Below are 16,974 nucleotides of genomic sequence, written 5' to 3'. Positions count from 1 at the left end.
AGAATTCCCCCGATATATCAGATATAAAAGTCCTAATTATATGTCGTTAACACATCAAATACGACATATTAACTGATAATTCCGACAAAAGAGTGAGCATATTTTCCTTCTTCTCTTGTCTCTTAAAATATGTATATACAAGAAAACCTGTTGGGAAAAAAGCCCTTGCCTTCTTCCACAGCACATATCATTTTACTTGCTTCTCTTTCTATAAAAAAAGCAAAGCAGCCCGACAAGTATGACTGCTTTGCTTTCATTTATGAGGAACTTGCAGCAGAGGCTGTATCAGGAAAGTAATTGTTCCCAATAATTTCACCAGCAGGAACGTGTGGTCCTGCATCACCATTTCTTTTAAATGGGAGAAGCGGGAAAACAAGTTCTGCTAAATAATAAGATTCTTCTAAGTGCGGATAACCAGAAAAGATAAATGTATCAATACCTAGAGACTGATATTCTATTATACGTTCTGCTACTGTATGCGGGTCCCCGACGAGCGCTGTTCCTGCCCCGCCTCTAACTAAGCCAATGCCCGCCCAAAGATTAGGGCTAATTTCAAGCTTCTCTTTATTCCCTTGATGTAATTCAACCATTCGTTTTTGCCCTACTGAGTCCATCCCTTGTAAAGTCTTTTGCGCCTCATCAATAGTCTCTTGATCTAAATGACGAATCAGATGTTCCGCTGCCTGCCAAGCTTCATCTTCCGTTTCCCTCACGATCACATGAAGTCGAATACCAAACCTCACCGTTCTTCCTTCCTTTTCAGCCTGCTTTTTCACTTGTGCGATTTTCTCTTTTACTTGTGCAGGCGGCTCGCCCCAAGTTAAATAAACATCTGTATGTTTTGCAGCGGCTTGAATGCCTGCTTCTGATGATCCTCCAAAAAAAACGGGTGGATGTGGTGTTTGAGCTGGTGGAAATAACAGCCGTCCATTTTGTGTTTGCAGATGCTTCCCTTGAAACTGAACATTCTCTCCTTTCAATAACCTCTTCCATATGGTCAAAAATTCTTCTGCTGCCTCATAACGTTCATCATGAGAAATGAATAGCCCGTCTCCTTCAAGTTCTTCTTTACTTCCTCCCGCTACAACATTGATCAGCAGTCTCCCGCCTGAAAGCCGATCAAATGTGGAGGTCATTCTAGCAGCAACAGATGGCTGCATCAACCCTGGCCGAAGAGCCACAAGAAACTTTAAATGGGTTGTTTCTGCAGCTAAAGCGGCCGCTGTCAGCCATGGATCTTCACAAGATCTACCAGTAGGCAGCAAGACCCCTGTGTACCCAAGCTGATCGGCAGCTTGAGCAATTTGTTTAAAATACGGATAGTCTGCCTGTCTTGCCCCTTTCGAAGATCCTAAATAACGCCCATCCCCATGCGTTGGAATAAACCATAGAATATTCATCATATCGCCTCCTATTATTTTTCACCTTGATAACTTATGCGCCATTTGAGCAATCGCTTTTCTAACAGCCGTACAAATGAATCAGTCATCTTACCAACTACCGCAAAGATGATAATCCCTACAAACACTTTATCCGTTTGCGAGAATTGTCTTGCATCCATAATCATGTAGCCGACTCCACTACTCGACCCCATCAATTCAGCCACCACTAAACCAAGCCAGGCAATGCCTAATGAAAGCCTCACGCCCAGAAGAATATGAGGAAGGGCAGCAGGTAAAATGAGCTTTGTGATATTTTGATACAGATTAAACTCTAAAGCGCGAGCCACGTCGAAAAGCTTGTTATCTACACTGCGAATTCCTAGAAAAGTATTGATATAGATCGGAAAAAAAGCCCCAAGTGCAATCAATAAAATTTTCGCTGATTCATCAAAACCAAACCAAAGAATAAATAAAGGAGTCACCGCTAAATGAGGAACTGTTCTCAGCATTTGCAAGGTCGGATCTACATACTGCTCGGTTTTCCTAGAAAAACCGACACACAGACCCATCGCAAGTCCTAAACCTCCCCCAAGTAAAAACCCGCATATTGCTCTGTAGAGACTGATGTAAAGATGGCCAAACAGCTCACCGGAACGAATCAACTCACGAAAAGATTCCGCAATGACAGTGGGTGCAGGTAGTACAGTAGAAGAAACGATTTGGGAAGCAGCAGCTCCCTGCCAAATCGCAATGAGTAAAGCAGGTAATACAAGTCCTTTTAACATGATGAAGGATGAAGCTTTTCTCCTTTTTTTCTTCATTCGCTCAGTTTTAGTCACAAGGGCTGGGTTAGATGCAGCTTTCATCAACTCTTCTCCTCTTTCAGCATTTTTTCAATAAACGAATTATCTACCACCTGATTGACATCAATCTTCCGCTGAATCGCCTTTGTTTGATATTGAAAATCAGCTGTATGCTGCTGAGCGTTTATGATCTTCTTAGAAATGGGCTCATTGAGCGGCTCTGTATTGTTTAATACTTGTGTCACCACCTTCTGATCTAATTGTTTCAAACGAGCATAAAGTGTAATGGCTTCCTGTTGATGGTCTTTCTGCCATTTCACCGCTTTGTCATATACTTTTAAAAATTGCACCACTAGTTCAGGGTACTCATCGGCAAACTTGGATCTGACAAGTGTGAATCCAGGTGAATATAAATCGGTCGCTTCTCCATTAACCAGTAGCTTTGCTCCCTTTTCTATCGTTTCAAGTGATAAGAACGGCTCCCAGATCGACCAAGCATCAACTGATCCATTTTCAAACGCAGATATTGCCTCATCCGGCTGAAGCTGAATGATCTGAACATCCTTTGCAGATAAACCAGCCTGATCTAATACTTTGTATAAAAAGTCAAAACCACTGCTTCCTTTGGCAACGGCGATTTTTTTTCCTTTTAAATCTTCTACTTTTTGAATCTCACTGTTCTTATTCACTAAAATCCCATTCGCCTTTAACCCATCCTGAGATAAACCAATTTCCTTAAAATCAATACCTGCTGCCTGACCAGCTATAACAGGTGAATTACCAACCTGTGAAAAATCTAATTGATTGGCGGCGAGTCCTTCGAATTGGGGAGGACCACTTTGGAACTCCACCCACTTGACTTTCACACCTTCTTTTTCAAATGATTGCTCAAACCACCCTTTTTCCTTTGCTAAAAGAAGTGGGCTTAGACTTTGCTGAAGCCCAATCCGAATCTCTTTCGGCTTGTCTTCTGATCCATTCGCTGCTTGACCACACCCAGCTAATACAAGGAGGATACCCAGAAAGAGAACGATCCTTTTTTGCCTTTTCATTCAATTTGACCTCCTTAAATTCCTGAGCCATTCGTCAGTAACAGCTCATCTGTTTTCTCAAATTCTGAAAGCACCCTTTGTCTTAAGCTCTGAAAAGCTGTTGACGTTCTATTCCGCGGGAATGGTAAGTTCACGGGAAGGATTTTATGAATTCGGCCGGGTCTTGCTTGTAACAGCACAATTTCATTGGCTAAATAAATGGATTCGTCAATATCATGAGTGACAAGCACCATCGTTGTTCTTTTCTCCTGCCAAATATCCAGCAGTACATCCTGTAAGTGTTTCCGTGTAAATGCATCTAGCGCACCAAAAGGTTCATCAAGCAATAAAATCTCCGGATCACGCAGAAGTGCTCTTGCAATAGCAACACGTTGTGACATCCCGCCTGAAAGCTCATGTGGATAGGCGTGTTCAAAACCTTTTAACCGAACAATTTCAATTAATTCATCCACTTTGCGGCGAACAGCCACCTGTTTTAAATTGAAATTGGCAGCGATATTTTCTTCGACCGTCAGCCATGGAAACAAGCGATGCTCTTGAAAGATAAAGCCCTGTTTCATTCCTGGTTCTACCACACGCCTTTCTCCTATCACGATCTGCCCATCATAATCTGTATCAAGGCCTCCAATCATCTTCAGCAATGTACTTTTCCCGCATCCGCTCGGACCAATCACCGTCACGAATTCACCAGGAACGATGGTGAGCCTTACGTTTTCAAGCACTTGAATGGTTTGTTTGTCTTTCCAAAAAGACTTATCCACAATATCAATGGAAATAGTCATTGCAAGTTCACTCCTCTTTTCATCAGATAAATACACAGAAAGGCCCTTATCCCAAAAGAGAGATAAGAGCCTTCGTGTTGTCCGATCAGCTATTCATATTGAGTTGTTAGCACCATCCTAAATCATATTATTCCTATAAATCAACTATATTTTATAAAATGGTTATTTTGACCTTGTATGCTTTTCATCAATACGATCGTAAATTTCTTCTATTCGTTCTTGATTGCTGTAAATCTCATATTTGTTCCGCTCAATCAAAATGTCTAACGTGATATCCAAATGTTTTCTGTATTTTTTTCGTTTTTTCTTTTTCTCCATCTTCAGCTTCCCTCCTGATTAAAATAAAAAAAGGCCCTTCACTCATGCCTGAGTGAACGAGCCTTCGGTTGACCGATCAGCGATTCTTGTTGGTATTTTCAGTATGCTTATGTTAATACATACTATTCCGACATGTCAACTATATTTATTGTTTTTTCAGATTTATCTAAAAAATGATTGACCGGGCAATAAACAAGATTTATAGTCTTATTAAATATTTCTTATTAAAGTAGTTGGTTTTATCTAACAAAAGGAGGATACACACATGTCAGAAGAACTTCAATTTCGTTTAGAAACAAAAGCAATACACGCAGGTCAAGAACTGGATTCAGCCACCTATTCAAGAGCTGTACCTATTTACCAAACAAGCTCTTTCGGTTTTAGAGATAGTGAGCATGCGGCGAATTTATTCGGACTTCAGGAACCCGGTAATATTTATTCACGTATTATGAACCCGACAAATGATGTGTTTGAAAAACGGATCGCTGAGCTTGAAGGTGGAATTGGTGCACTTGCTGTCTCCTCAGGACAAGCAGCGACCACTTACTCCATTTTAAACATTGCAGGAGCTGGTGACGAAATCGTATCCTCCAGCAGTCTGTATGGCGGCACATATAATTTATTTGCGCATACCTTGAAAAAGCTTGGAATAACAGTAAAGTTTGTGGATTCCTCAAACCTTGAAGAACTTGAAGCAGCCATTACAGATAAAACAAAAGCAGTGTATGCAGAGAGCATCGGAAATCCAAAAGGCGACATTTTACATATTGAAGCCGTATCAGCCATTGCACACAAGCACCACATCCCTCTAATTGTGGATAACACACTTGCAAGCCCTTATTTGTTAAGACCGATTGAATTTGGCGCAGACATTGTCGTCCATTCAGCGACGAAATTCATCGGCGGCCACGGCACATCCATTGGCGGAGTCATCGTCGACAGCGGCAAGTTTCCTTGGGGTGATAGCGATAAGTTCAAAGGCCTGACTGAACCAGACCCAAGCTATCATGGCCTGACGTATACAGAAGCGATTGGCGAAGCGGCTTATATCACAAAAGCACGTGTACAGCTCTTACGTGATCTAGGGGCGGCTTTATCACCATTCAACTCATTTTTACTCTTGCAAGGCTTAGAAACATTGCATCTTCGCCTTGAACGCCACAGTGAAAATGCATTGAAGACAGCTCAATTTTTACAAGATCATCCTCTTGTAGAATGGGTCAGCTATCCAGGTCTTGAAGGCCATGAATCCTTTGAGCTGGCTCAAACTTATTTACCAAAAGGACAAGGTGCCATCCTCACATTCGGCATTAAAGGTGGCAAAGACGCAGGAAAAAAACTCATTGATTCGGTTCAGCTTTTCTCACATCTTGCAAACGTAGGCGACTCTAAGTCACTCATCATCCATCCTGCCAGCACAACGCATCAGCAATTAAGTGAAGCAGAGCAAAAAGCCACAGGGGTGACACCAGAACTTATTCGTTTATCTGTTGGAACAGAAGCGATTGAAGATATTCTGGCAGATCTAGAACAGGCGATTTCAAAAAGTCAGTCTTAACCAAACAAAAAAAGCACACGCCTGTGTGCTTTTTCTTATTGATTAGTGATTGATTAAGCGAATATCTTGGAAGGGATAAAACACGAATGATGTTGTCCCTTGAATGTCACTCTTTGTAAAAAGACCTAAACCATTGCGACTGTCCATTGAGTTTTGGCGATTGTCACCCATGACAAAGTACTTTCCTTTAGGGACTGTAAGAGGACCAAAATCAGGTGTCAACAAGGTGCCATCTGCGGCAGCTTTCTTTTTGTTTGATGCTAAATAAGGCTCCGCCACTTTTTGACCGTTCACATATAGCTGGTCATTTTTCATTTCGATTTTATCACCAGGTAAACCAATCAATCGTTTCACATAGTGAGTACTGCGGTCTTCCCCATCAAGAACAATGATCTGTCCGCGTTTATAATCGCCGAAGTAATCGACTGTTTTATTCACAAACACCCGCTCTGTATCATGCAGTGTTGGTTCCATAGAAGTCCCCTTCACAATATACGGTGCGAATAAAAAGTTGCGAATGATAAAAACAGCAATAAATGCGATTAAGATGGCTTTGATCCAGCCCCATAATTCTGATTTCTTTTTTTGTGTTTTTGTATTTGTTGTCATAAGCTCCTCCTGAAATCCCCTAGGACAAAATGAGTTATCGCCAGCTGACCGCTGACGCCACGCTTGTTTCTCCCTAAATATAAACATATTTTGCCAACAAATCAAGCTGTAAGAGAGAAAAAGGCAAGCACCTTTCTGTGCTTGCCCAAAACTCAGTTAGTTAGCAGAAGAATCCTCTTCTGTCTCTTTGTTTGTTTTACCATAGAAATAATCAGATGGATTCACTGGTTTAAAATCAGATAGCTTATGGAATCGAAGAAGATCCCTGTACAGTACTTTATCTGACAGGCTTAACTGATTATCAACACGGGCTTTAATCGCTTCTGTCTTTTTGTTTTGTTTCACCACTTTACCCGTTTTTGTATCGTAGACCGTATTATCTACAAGGGTATATTTTGGTGTCACATAGTTTCCGTTACGGAATGCAACAGTTTGATCATGCTTCTTAGAGAATAAATCTGTTCCAAAATTCACGTACTCATTTGAATCAATACCTTGTAAGTGAAGAAGCGTTGGCATCACGTCTACTTCACCGCCATACGTATGATTCACGCCGCCTTGTTTCCCAGGGATACGAATCATGAGCGGTACACGCTGATTTTGTGCATTTTGATATGGCGTAATTTCTTTCCCTTGAATCTCACTCATTGCACGGTTATGGTTCTCAGAAATACCGTTATGGTCACCATATAATAGAATCACTGAGTCTTTATACAGACCCGATTTTTTCAAGTCCTTAAAGAATTGTTCTAATGACTCATCCAAGTATCTCGCTGTTTGGAAATAATTATCCACTGTTTTATCGCCAGTTGTTGCCTTAGCGATTGTCGCATCTTTCTCATCTAAATTAAATGGATAATGGTTGGTCAATGTCATTAAGTGTGCATAAAATGGCTTTTTCATTGATTCTAACATTGGGATTGATTCTTTAAAGAATGGTTTATCCTTCAGACCCATGTTTACAAGGTTTTCTTCATCCATGTTGTAATAAGATGCATCGAAGAATTGATCAATTCCCATATGTTTATAAATCGTGTCACGGTTCCAGAAAGATTTATAATCCCCGTGAAGCACTGCACTCGTATAGCCTGCTTTTTGATCTAAGATGGCAGGAAGTGATTGGAAGGTATTTTCACCTTTTGTCACAAACGCTGCACCCTCTGGCAAGCCAAACATACTATTATCCATCATGAGCTCAGCATCAGAAGTCTTCCCTTGACCAGTCTGGTGGAAAAAGTTATCAAAATACGTAAAATCTTCTTTTCCATGAGCTAGTTTGTTTAAAAACGGCGTCACTTCTTCTCCATTTAACTTGTAGTCAATTAAAAATGACTGGAAGCTTTCTAAATGGATTTTGATGATGTTTTTTCCTTTTGCTTGACCAAAGTATTCTGCATTTGGTTTCGCATAGTGAGAGGTCGTATAGTTCACGACATCCGTTAAATCATCACTGCTCGCATTTGCTACCTGCGTTGCATTTTGTGCGGTTTGCACGCCGTCATAAATCGCATAGTTATAAACACCTAAATATTTCACAATATACTTATGATCAAATGTTCTCGTCAATAATTCTGGACGATCTTTTTCAGCTAAGTGTAGGTTAACGAAGAACAGTCCAACACCTGCAGCCACAATCAGCAGTGCGAAAGTTTTTTTCATTTGGAACTTCTTCACTTCTGGTCTCCAAATGACAATGGCAATTAAAATGATGATATCAAGGAAGTACAAAAGGTCATGCGGCTTAATACTTGCTAACACACCGCCGGTCATACCTCCCCCAAGATTACCGGCTTGTTTCATTGTCGGGAATGTTAAAAAATCATCAAAGAAACGATAGTACGCTACATTCGCATATAAAAGTGCGGTCATAATAAAATCAATGACAATTAAAACAATGGCCGATTTACGCCCCTTCAAAAAGAGAGCAAGTCCTAAAAACACGATGGCTGAACTAAATGGATTTAATAAGAGAAGACCCTCTTGAAAAGATCCCTTCACTCCTAAATTAAAGTCCATTTTGTAGGCTGTGTACGATTTTGCCCAAAATAGAAGAACAGCCAAAACAAAAAAGCTATATTTGTTCGCAAATATTTTTTTCATAAAACCTCTTCTTTCTTATTTTCGATCTGATATAAATGAAATCATAAAAAATTTACATTGATTTTGCAAATGTAAATCTTCTGCACCAAGCATTCCGATGCTCTTTTCTCCGCAGGTTACATGTGCTCCTTTAATATAACGAATAAGAAGCATCATAAGTTTCAAAAAAAATACGAGTAAATAAAAGGAAAAATATCCATTTACATTAAATTTACTGCCGCTTCATGTTTCAGAGAATGATGAAGGTTTTGTAAATCACTCAGTACTACTTTACTTTTTTCATCTAATCGTGTCAAAGTAATTATAAAGAAAAGGAAGAATCACCTAGGCTTTTCGACTCACTTAGCCAAATTTATACAAAATCCGAACCGATTTGCTTTTTTATTGTGACTCAACCTCCAGCAATCCATGTATCCTCTCTGTTGCCACAAACCTAAAAAACAGTTTTAAGCAAAAAAAGCTTGATTTCCCCTGCCAATGTACGGTGTGATAAAGGTATAGCTCCATCAAATAAATCAAGCTGGGGGACATCCTATGAAATCAAACAAACAAATCAACATATTTGAACAAAGATTCTCAGAAGAAGTGATAGACATCATGGCTGTTACAGGACCTTCTGGAGTCGGCGCAGGAAAAGCAGGAAAAGAGACTCTTTGGACTGCTTCAATCCCGCTCATTGCATGGAAGGAAAAAGAACGCATCATAACCGAAAAAGTGAGACTGTGCTGGTTAACAGATGAAAAGGGATTACGAGAAAAACAAGCGCAATTACATAAAGAATCTATCGTCACACTTCAAGTACGTAAAGGTGAAGATGAATTCATGCTCGTTTCACTTGTTGATACAGATACTGAAGATAAGGAACTTCAAGAAATATTAGAAGAAGCTCAACAACCTATCTTTTACCACGATGACAAGCTGGGTACCTTTGAATTAGTGAAAGGACTAGACTTATTTGAAACAACCATCAAGTGGGGCAATGAGGAGTGCCTTCTTTACTTCAATCTTGAAGAAGAGGAAGAAATGAATGACTCTCTGAAAACGGCTAGACAACTCGTAGAAGAGCAGACAACATGGGATGCCTCCATGAAGTCATATGCAGCAAATCAGCTGATTGAACTAGCAAAAGATTGGCAGGAACAAGACGACTCCGCTGAACATTCAGAAGAGGTCACACCGGATCAATTTATCAGCCGCATCTCTCTTGAAAGCCTCCATGCTTATCCAAATGGAGAATTCGAAGCCTACTATCATGACGGAGATTTATTTTGGGGACATGTCATCATTGTCTCTGGCAATATGAATGGAACGTTTCAAGATGCACACATTGCTGGCTAAAGAATGGAGGATGGATAAATGAAGATCAAAGCTTTTGACGAATTAAATCAACTAGGAAAAACACCTATTGTAGCCAAAATAGGCGGGTTTCGCCCTGATCCTTCTAAGTACAGCTGGTTTGCTGGTCATTTTTTCATCCAACGTGATAAAGGGTGGCCGGCAGATCAAGATGGAGCTATGATTCCCATTTTACAAATGTATTTACCCGAAGTACCAGGGGGAATGAACGGCTTTGATGAATGTAAGATGATTCAAATTTTCATCAACAAGAAAACCCTTCCGATCGATATCGCCAAAAACGGTGATGGCTGGAAACTCATTGAATATTCATCAATGGAAGGATTAGAAATCGCTGAGACCCCTGAAGAAGTGAAAGGAATTAAGCCTTTCCAGATAGAGTGGCTCGAAGGGGAACAACCGGATTATCCATGCTGGGAGGAAGCTTGGTCATACGTTGACTTATCAGAGGTTAATGAAAGTGAAGAAGCGACAGATCATTTCTTCGAGCATTACTCAAACTACTCGTTCACAAAAATCGGTGGATACGGAGCTTACATCCAATCTCCTCCCCACCAGATGTCAGGAGAATTCATGCTACAAATCGCCTCAGAAGAAAAACCTCGGTTCATGATTGGTGATAACGGCACGATGTATTTCTATTACGACAAAAACAATAAAGAATGGTTCATGCACTGGGATTGTTTTTAAAACCAATTGTATGGAACCATTCCCCTTTCTAAACGTAATAAACGATATGAAGGGGGCCGGTAATATGGGATTCATTTTAGACATCTTCAATCTTGCTCTGTATATCCCTTTTTTACAGGTAGATGAAGATGATATATCACGAAATGCAGCACAGCTAAAAAAATACAGCTGGTTTCAAGCGTTATTAAATGATCAAACGAGCAGAGAGCTGATCATTTATGATCAAGGAGTCCGCCGTGTAATTGGTCAATTTAAGACGAGTAAACTCCATAAGAAACCATACAACATCAGATGCGAACGAAAGGTACAACAAGCCATACACCGTGCCATGTCAAAACATGGAAAGAGCCGCACTTAGCTGTGGCTCTTTTCGTACAAATGTAATAAATCCTTTTGAAGAAAACAATTGACGCTCGGACAACTCTCCCCGTATATTATGTATAAATCCATCTTTTTTTAGAAAAGGGGGCCTCACATGCGCTTGTTTAAGAACTGGAGAAAAAAGCAGCACAAGCAGCCGATTACTTCAGATATGCAAGAAGACAGCATCCCAATTAACTTTTCCACTCTTCCCTTTGGCACAGACACCGTAGATGATTTTTTGTTCAACTTAGACCTAACCTCCAAACTGATAGATCCATACAAAGAAGCAGACACGAACAAATAGAACCTAAACTTTCGTGAACCCTCATCCAATATTGGATGATTTTTTTATACTTAGAGGAAGGTGTACCCCCTATGAAGACATATTATTTCGTCAGACACTGTCAAGCAGATGGACAATCCGAGGATGCGTCTTTAACGCCTCAAGGCATCACACAATCGCATGAACTCGAACAGTTTTTTTCCGGCATTCAGCTCAACCACATCATCTCAAGTCCTTATAAACGAGCGATTCAAACCGCTGAGCCCCTTGCTTATGCCAAACAGATCAAGGTACAAATGGATAAGCGTCTCTCTGAACGTAGGTTAAGCAGTCAACCAATGGAAGATTGGTATGAAAAACTAAAGCTCAGTTTTTCGGACTTGCATATGACCTGTGAAGGCGGAGAATCGAGCCAAGAAGCGATGAATCGCATTGTAGAGGCACTCTATGAACGAATAAAATTTGGAAGAGATCATACTTTATTCGCCACTCATGGCAATATTATGAGCCTGCTTCTAAAACACGCCGATCCTGCAATTGGATTCAAGGAGTGGGAACAACTAAGCAATCCAGATGTCTACATCCTGAAATATTTTAAACCAGACCATGTAGAAATAGAAAGAATATGGCATAAATAAAAAAGGCAGGGTTGACCCCTGCCTTTTTCTTATGAAAAACAACTATTGGTGATAGTAAAATGTCTGTACCCACTCATAGGGCTTCTTACGATCCGCACACCATTTCACAAAACCTCTTGTCTGCGTCTGCTGAAATTCCTTCCAGTCCGATAAAAGCTGGTTATAGTAGACTGCTAGTTTTTCAACATTGCTTTGAACATTTTTATCTTCGATCAGTTTCATGACATCTTGAATCCCTTGAATTCGCTCATGATCTTTCTCATAGGTGCTTAAATAAAGATCTTCATGTATATGATGAAACGAATACCACAAAGCCGAGAAATAGGTTTCGCAAATTTGAACAATCACTCGCTGCTCTTTGCTGCCTCCCATCTCTAATGCCTTCAATAAATAGGGCAGCTCTTCCCCCTGATGCACAAACAAGCCTTGCCAGCGATACGGTCTCACATCCATTGGATCAATATTTTCCCACTCTCGAATAACAGGATGGATCACCCCATGTACCAATGGATACACAAGCAAATGATGACCATCCTCAAAACGTTCAATGTAATCAAACAGCCAAACAACAAATGAACGCCGTGCTGTAAATTCGTTCTTATTCATCTCTTCAACAAAAGACTGAAGAACCTTTAACGCATCTTTACGCAGACCCTGTTCTTTTCTTACACAGTACTGTCTAAAAAGCGGATAATCATGTGAGCGCTCATCTTCAATAATAGTCTGTAATATCGTCTTCATTTGCAAGGTAACAACTCCGCCTCTTTACATTCATTTTATTGAACTATTATAACCAATTGTAACATCCACATGAAACTAGTAAAAAGATGAGTTGTCCTTTTTCTTTTATAAAACCCTTGGCATCCTCAAATCCATTCTTTTCTGTGTTCATGAATGAATTGTATGTCTTTTTGATAATGTTCAAGGTGCCCGTCATGAATCATTTTTTGAAAGGCTCTATCCCCTTCATTCGCTTTTCGCTTCATGTATTGACATAAACCTTCTAAACGCAGCAACACCATGTCCACATAATCTTCTGGTATTTCCTCACCATAAGCTTCAAAAAACAGTTTGACTCTATACTTTATATGGGCTGCATGCTCTAACGAATGATAATTTACGACCTCCCCTGTTTCAGTACGAAAAAACCTACTGAGAGGGACACAAGTATAGAGAGTATATGCAATATCCCAAAGCTTTGGACCAGGGGCGGCTACATCAAAATCAATGATTCCCACTGGCTTTTTATTTTTGAAAATGATGTTGTACATCGCAAAATCATTATGGCACACAACCTCTATGTTGTTAGGGGTATTGTCCATTCGTTCCCAATCGTCTGAAATGGGAAAATCACTAACAGCATCATGATACAGTTTAAGCATTTTCGCTATTTCTTTTAAAGCATTGTGAGAGCACATGTATTCTTTTAAGGGATCATGACCGGCCACACCTTCAATGAAGGACAAGATCTCTCTACCTTTTTCATCAACCCCTAAAAACTTTGGAGCATAGGAGAAATTCTTCTTTTCTAAATGCTTTAGTAGCTTTTGTATATTCATATTGTCTGACTTTACCTCTCTGCGAACCGTATCTCCCGAACGATATACGTTCGAGACATTTCCACCTGTCAATAACTCTTCATGATCATTTTGTTTTTTCATAAATTCTCCCCCCAAAATAGGTCACAATGATGATGCCAGCTAAAGATGTGTATGTACCCACAAATATTCATTTAGTTACACAAAGGTAATTCACTGTTTTATGTGAATGCGCTAATCCATTTTGTTTCCTTATATGGTTAAATGTATCGTACCAAATGTTGCAAATCATCTAAAGTTTATTCTGTTAAAAGTAGTACATGCTCATTCTCTTCTAATAGGATTCTATTTTCATCTAAATAACTCATTTAAACCACAAAAAAACGTTTCACCACGAGGGTGAAACGTTGGGTTCACGGTAAAAACCAAACTTTTAATAGATACCGGTGGCCGGAGTCGAACCGACACTCCGTGATAAATGATTCCAAAAAGGCAAGGTATACCCGCTTAAAGTAAAGCAGCCGTTAATGAAATAAGAATTAAAGTTCTTCTTGATATATTGCTGATTTTATCGGCTTTAAAGTCAAAGGAATTTTAAACTCATGAATACTTTCAATATGATTAAAAAAATGATCTATATCGTCATAATCCATTGACCATTCTTCTACCACCTTTAACTTTTTTAACTCGCTTGTTGGTTTAAATAAAAATTCACAGTGCAGTTGTTCCATGTGAGAATAATCATCTTCTTCATAAATTGTAAACTGACGTACAAAATCAAGATGAAATAGTTCCTCTCTTGTAAAATCATAGACACCACACTGAAATAAAATTTCTTTATCTTCTTCGCCCTCAACGGTCTCCTTTGAAAAAGCCTTAAATGTTTCCCAAACCTTTTTTATCTCATCGGTATCTTCACCGATGCTATCTTTAAGATAACTTTCAGCATTTTTAACCGTAATCATTACAACACCTCCTATGTACAATTGATCCAATCCATCTTCAATTGTCCTGCCCCTTTAGTTTAATCATAAGGTAACCATCAATAAAGTAAAAGTTAATCTCCTTTGAACACAATTTGAAGTATTTTTTTCGTGTGAAAAATCAGCTAAACAACAAATAAAAAAAGCCCTCCTACAATATGTAGAAAGACGTTTTAAACGTTAATATTCCTTAATTCTTCTGTAATTGACGATAATAAAGAATATCTTAAACTAGATACAGTGGCAGGGGTCGAACCGACACTCCAGAGGAACACGATTTTGAGTCGTACACGAACGTCTGAACCCTTGAACCATTGGTATTATGCTATTTATTCAACATTTCTTAAAATAAAGATGCTAACAAATTAGATTTTGCATAGCATATTCCTTCTTATACACTAATACATCCGATGCATTACATGTTACTCGTTTCCCTTGTATATCCCAAGAATGAGATATTTCATCACGAACATACTCATAAGCAAGTTTTGTCTTTTCAATTTCAGTTTGAGCCGGAATAAAAAGTTCATCTGCATTAGACCTAATAATAGGATTAGTATAACTGACTTGGTTTAATTCAAGCAAATAATCTTATGTTTTTTCACTTTCACATATCAAATGCATGAAATTTACCCTCCAATCGATAATTTTTTAACCAAGTTTTTTCATCATTGAAACAATTTTTATACTTAAACCATTTGGCTTATGTACAACTTCCTCATCGTAGATGCTATACCCCACTGAACTATACAATTTTATGTTTCTAATCACGGTCATACGAACTTTGCAAAATATACTAGTTAATTCTTCTTGTACTGCATAATTTTCTAAAAAACTTAATAATTTTTTGGCAATACCATGACCCTGCATTTCTGGAATTACTGATAGTCTATAAAAATATAAACTATCTTCTTTTATTTTAAATCGAACCATTCCAACTGGCTGATTATCAATATAACAAATTAAACTCCTCTCTCCTTCTTTTAAGGCAATTAAAACGGATTGCACAGTTTCCTCCAAAGCACTTGAAGGTGGCACTTCGTCCTTATACTCCATAAATGCCTTTATCATTAAATCATGTATTATCGATGTATCTGATAAATTAGCAAACCTTATCTCCAAATATATGTCCCTCCTTTAACATTCTTGTTTAATGACAGGTACGTACACGATATTTTTATAAGAATCGTATTGAAGATAAATAAAAAACGTTCCTTACAAAGTGTAAGAAACGTTGATTTCATCGTATTTACTACCGATGATATAGATACCGGTGGCCGGGGTCGAACCGGCACTCCGTGAGGAACACGATTTTGAGTCGTGCGCGTCTGCCAATTCCGCCACACCGGCATGATCATTAAAGAGCGCAACTTATAATAAATAAAAAATGGTGCCGAGGGCCGGACTTGAACCGGCACGGTAGTCACCTACCGCAGGATTTTAAGTCCTGTGTGTCTGCCAATTCCACCACCCCGGCAGTCTTTTCAAAAAAGGCGACACCCGGATTTGAACCGGGGATAAAGGTTTTGCAGACCTCTGCCTTACCACTTGGCTATGCCGCCATAATTGGAGCGGAAGACGGGATTCGAACCCGCGACCCCCACCTTGGCAAGGTGGTGTTCTACCACTGAACTACTTCCGCATATCAACTGGGCTAGCTGGATTCGAACCAACGCATGACGGAGTCAAAGTCCGTTGCCTTACCGCTTGGCTATAGCCCAATAATAAAATGGGGCGATTGATGGGAATCGAACCCACGAGTGCCAGAGCCACAATCTGGTGCGTTAACCACTTCGCCACAACCGCCATAGATGTTATGAATCATATAATTGGCAGGGGCAGTAGGAATCGAACCCACACCGGAGGTTTTGGAGACCTCTGTTCTACCGTTAAACTATGCCCCTATGAAAATAAAAATGGTGGAGGGGGGCGGATTCGAACCGCCGAACCCGGAGGGAGCGGATTTACAGTCCGCCGCGTTTAGCCACTTCGCTACCCCTCCACATTTGAAAAACAGTGCCGGCAAGAGGACTTGAACCCCCAACCTACTGATTACAAGTCAGTTGCTCTACCAATTGAGCTACACCGGCAAATAGTGGTGGCTCGGGACGGAATCGAACCGCCGACACACGGATTTTCAGTCCGTTGCTCTACCAACTGAGCTACCGAGCCAAGTATTCTTTTTAAAAAATGGCGGTCCGGACGGGACTCGAACCCGCGACCTCCTGCGTGACAGGCAGGCATTCTAACCAACTGAACTACCGGACCAATAAAGATAAATTTGGTTGCGGGGGCAGGATTTGAACCTGCGACCTTCGGGTTATGAGCCCGACGAGCTACCGAACTGCTCCACCCCGCGACGATATAAAAGATATGGTGGAGGATGACGGGCTCGAACCGCCGACCCTCTGCTTGTAAGGCAGATGCTCTCCCAGCTGAGCTAATCCTCCGAATAAAATGCTGGTATGTATTTCTATAAAAATGGTGACCCGTACGGGATTCGAACCCGTGTTACCGCC

The 16,974-nt window shown here is 40.0% G+C and carries 17 protein-coding genes and 14 tRNA genes (1 of these 31 running past the window's edge); 6 read left to right on the top strand and 25 right to left on the bottom strand.

All coding sequences use genetic code 11. The annotated features are described in order from the left end of the window. Window positions 1-257: 257 nt before the first annotated feature. The 5 genes from ssuD to MKY11_RS04475 all read right to left on the bottom strand — a co-directional run bounded on the left by ssuD (window position 258) and on the right by MKY11_RS04475 (window position 4,337). The gene (gene ssuD / locus MKY11_RS04495) at window positions 258-1,400 is read right to left on the bottom strand and encodes an FMNH2-dependent alkanesulfonate monooxygenase (RefSeq protein ID WP_135009120.1); all 1,143 of its coding nucleotides are present in this window, start codon (window positions 1,398-1,400) and stop codon (window positions 258-260) included. Window positions 1,401-1,414: 14 nt separating this feature from the next. After that, the gene (locus tag MKY11_RS04490; RefSeq protein WP_234712545.1) at window positions 1,415-2,203 is read right to left on the bottom strand and encodes an ABC transporter permease; all 789 of its coding nucleotides are present in this window, start codon (window positions 2,201-2,203) and stop codon (window positions 1,415-1,417) included. Between the two features lie 44 nt (window positions 2,204-2,247). Next, a complete protein-coding gene (locus tag MKY11_RS04485) occupies window positions 2,248-3,237 on the bottom strand; it encodes an aliphatic sulfonate ABC transporter substrate-binding protein (protein WP_041507555.1) in 990 nt (329 codons plus the stop codon). 14 nt (window positions 3,238-3,251) lie between these two features. Then, on the bottom strand, window positions 3,252-4,019 hold the full coding sequence (locus MKY11_RS04480; protein WP_041507556.1) for an ABC transporter ATP-binding protein: 768 nt from the start codon (window positions 4,017-4,019) through the stop codon (window positions 3,252-3,254). Window positions 4,020-4,181: 162 nt separating this feature from the next. Further along, window positions 4,182-4,337, bottom strand: a complete 156-nt coding sequence (locus MKY11_RS04475) for an FbpB family small basic protein (protein ID WP_034647783.1) — start codon at window positions 4,335-4,337, stop codon at window positions 4,182-4,184. 265 nt (window positions 4,338-4,602) lie between these two features. Here MKY11_RS04475 and MKY11_RS04470 point away from each other — a divergent pair, with 265 nt between their 5' ends. Beyond that, the gene (locus tag MKY11_RS04470; protein WP_019743963.1) at window positions 4,603-5,895 is read left to right on the top strand and encodes a homocysteine synthase; all 1,293 of its coding nucleotides are present in this window, start codon (window positions 4,603-4,605) and stop codon (window positions 5,893-5,895) included. Window positions 5,896-5,937: 42 nt separating this feature from the next. On the opposite strand, the gene lepB is transcribed toward MKY11_RS04470, so the two are convergent. Then, complete coding sequence (lepB, locus tag MKY11_RS04465; RefSeq protein WP_039170157.1) at window positions 5,938-6,504, bottom strand: signal peptidase I; 567 nt, start codon at window positions 6,502-6,504, stop codon at window positions 5,938-5,940. Window positions 6,505-6,660: 156 nt separating this feature from the next. Next, entirely contained in the window at window positions 6,661-8,604 is a 1,944-nt protein-coding gene (locus MKY11_RS04460; protein WP_178929966.1) for an LTA synthase family protein, read from the bottom strand. Window positions 8,605-9,138: 534 nt separating this feature from the next. On the opposite strand from MKY11_RS04460, the gene MKY11_RS04455 reads away from it, so the two are divergent. The 5 genes from MKY11_RS04455 (at window position 9,139) to MKY11_RS04435 (ending at window position 11,934) form a co-directional block, all read left to right on the top strand. After that, window positions 9,139-9,942: a DUF2262 domain-containing protein gene (locus tag MKY11_RS04455; protein WP_251211252.1), complete on the top strand. Its 804-nt coding sequence runs from the start codon at window positions 9,139-9,141 to the stop codon at window positions 9,940-9,942. Window positions 9,943-9,960: 18 nt separating this feature from the next. After that, window positions 9,961-10,650: a DUF1963 domain-containing protein gene (locus MKY11_RS04450; RefSeq protein WP_100325463.1), complete on the top strand. Its 690-nt coding sequence runs from the start codon at window positions 9,961-9,963 to the stop codon at window positions 10,648-10,650. 64 nt (window positions 10,651-10,714) lie between these two features. After that, window positions 10,715-11,008, top strand: a complete 294-nt coding sequence (locus MKY11_RS04445) for a hypothetical protein (protein WP_281201520.1) — start codon at window positions 10,715-10,717, stop codon at window positions 11,006-11,008. 117 nt (window positions 11,009-11,125) lie between these two features. Further along, window positions 11,126-11,317 carry a hypothetical protein gene (locus MKY11_RS04440; RefSeq protein WP_125589203.1) on the top strand — a complete coding sequence of 64 codons (192 nt, stop codon included), beginning with the start codon at window positions 11,126-11,128 and terminating at the stop codon, window positions 11,315-11,317. A gap of 71 nt (window positions 11,318-11,388) precedes the next feature. Further along, window positions 11,389-11,934, top strand: coding sequence for a histidine phosphatase family protein (locus tag MKY11_RS04435; protein ID WP_335352871.1), 546 nt, complete (start codon window positions 11,389-11,391; stop codon window positions 11,932-11,934). Window positions 11,935-11,976: 42 nt separating this feature from the next. Here MKY11_RS04435 and MKY11_RS04430 read toward each other — a convergent pair whose 3' ends face one another. The 18 genes from MKY11_RS04430 to MKY11_RS04345 all read right to left on the bottom strand — a co-directional run. Next, window positions 11,977-12,681 carry a hypothetical protein gene (locus tag MKY11_RS04430; protein ID WP_024719922.1) on the bottom strand — a complete coding sequence of 235 codons (705 nt, stop codon included), beginning with the start codon at window positions 12,679-12,681 and terminating at the stop codon, window positions 11,977-11,979. Between the two features lie 119 nt (window positions 12,682-12,800). Continuing rightward, window positions 12,801-13,595, bottom strand: coding sequence for a phosphotransferase (locus tag MKY11_RS04425; RefSeq protein ID WP_024719921.1), 795 nt, complete (start codon window positions 13,593-13,595; stop codon window positions 12,801-12,803). 416 nt (window positions 13,596-14,011) lie between these two features. Next, window positions 14,012-14,437 carry a hypothetical protein gene (locus tag MKY11_RS04420; RefSeq protein WP_144678986.1) on the bottom strand — a complete coding sequence of 142 codons (426 nt, stop codon included), beginning with the start codon at window positions 14,435-14,437 and terminating at the stop codon, window positions 14,012-14,014. A gap of 669 nt (window positions 14,438-15,106) precedes the next feature. Further along, the gene (locus tag MKY11_RS04415; RefSeq protein WP_024719919.1) at window positions 15,107-15,577 is read right to left on the bottom strand and encodes a GNAT family N-acetyltransferase; all 471 of its coding nucleotides are present in this window, start codon (window positions 15,575-15,577) and stop codon (window positions 15,107-15,109) included. 146 nt (window positions 15,578-15,723) lie between these two features. Then, window positions 15,724-15,805, bottom strand: a tRNA-Leu gene (locus MKY11_RS04410). 38 nt (window positions 15,806-15,843) lie between these two features. Beyond that, window positions 15,844-15,932, bottom strand: a tRNA-Leu gene (locus MKY11_RS04405). A gap of 14 nt (window positions 15,933-15,946) precedes the next feature. Continuing rightward, window positions 15,947-16,017, bottom strand: a tRNA-Cys gene (locus MKY11_RS04400). 5 nt (window positions 16,018-16,022) lie between these two features. Next, window positions 16,023-16,097, bottom strand: a tRNA-Gly gene (locus MKY11_RS04395). Window positions 16,098-16,104: 7 nt separating this feature from the next. Beyond that, window positions 16,105-16,176, bottom strand: a tRNA-Gln gene (locus MKY11_RS04390). A gap of 9 nt (window positions 16,177-16,185) precedes the next feature. Beyond that, window positions 16,186-16,261 (bottom strand) — tRNA-His (locus MKY11_RS04385). Window positions 16,262-16,285: 24 nt separating this feature from the next. Beyond that, a tRNA-Trp gene (locus MKY11_RS04380) sits at window positions 16,286-16,359 on the bottom strand. 13 nt (window positions 16,360-16,372) lie between these two features. Further along, window positions 16,373-16,457 (bottom strand) — tRNA-Tyr (locus MKY11_RS04375). Window positions 16,458-16,472: 15 nt separating this feature from the next. Beyond that, window positions 16,473-16,545, bottom strand: a tRNA-Thr gene (locus MKY11_RS04370). Window positions 16,546-16,551: 6 nt separating this feature from the next. After that, window positions 16,552-16,627: transfer RNA gene (locus tag MKY11_RS04365), tRNA-Phe, on the bottom strand. A 19-nt stretch (window positions 16,628-16,646) separates the two neighbouring features. After that, window positions 16,647-16,723, bottom strand: a tRNA-Asp gene (locus MKY11_RS04360). 14 nt (window positions 16,724-16,737) lie between these two features. Next, window positions 16,738-16,814, bottom strand: a tRNA-Met gene (locus MKY11_RS04355). A 15-nt stretch (window positions 16,815-16,829) separates the two neighbouring features. Beyond that, window positions 16,830-16,905: transfer RNA gene (locus MKY11_RS04350), tRNA-Val, on the bottom strand. Between the two features lie 32 nt (window positions 16,906-16,937). After that, window positions 16,938-16,974 (bottom strand) — tRNA-Glu (locus MKY11_RS04345) (it continues 38 nt past the right edge of the window).

It is taken from the genome of Bacillus sp. FSL W7-1085, from assembly GCF_038595035.1.
In the GTDB taxonomy this organism is placed as follows: Bacteria; Bacillota; Bacilli; order Bacillales; family Bacillaceae; genus Bacillus; species Bacillus altitudinis.
Note: the sequence above shows the minus strand (reverse complement) of the source record. Positions and strands in the feature narration are given on the sequence as shown.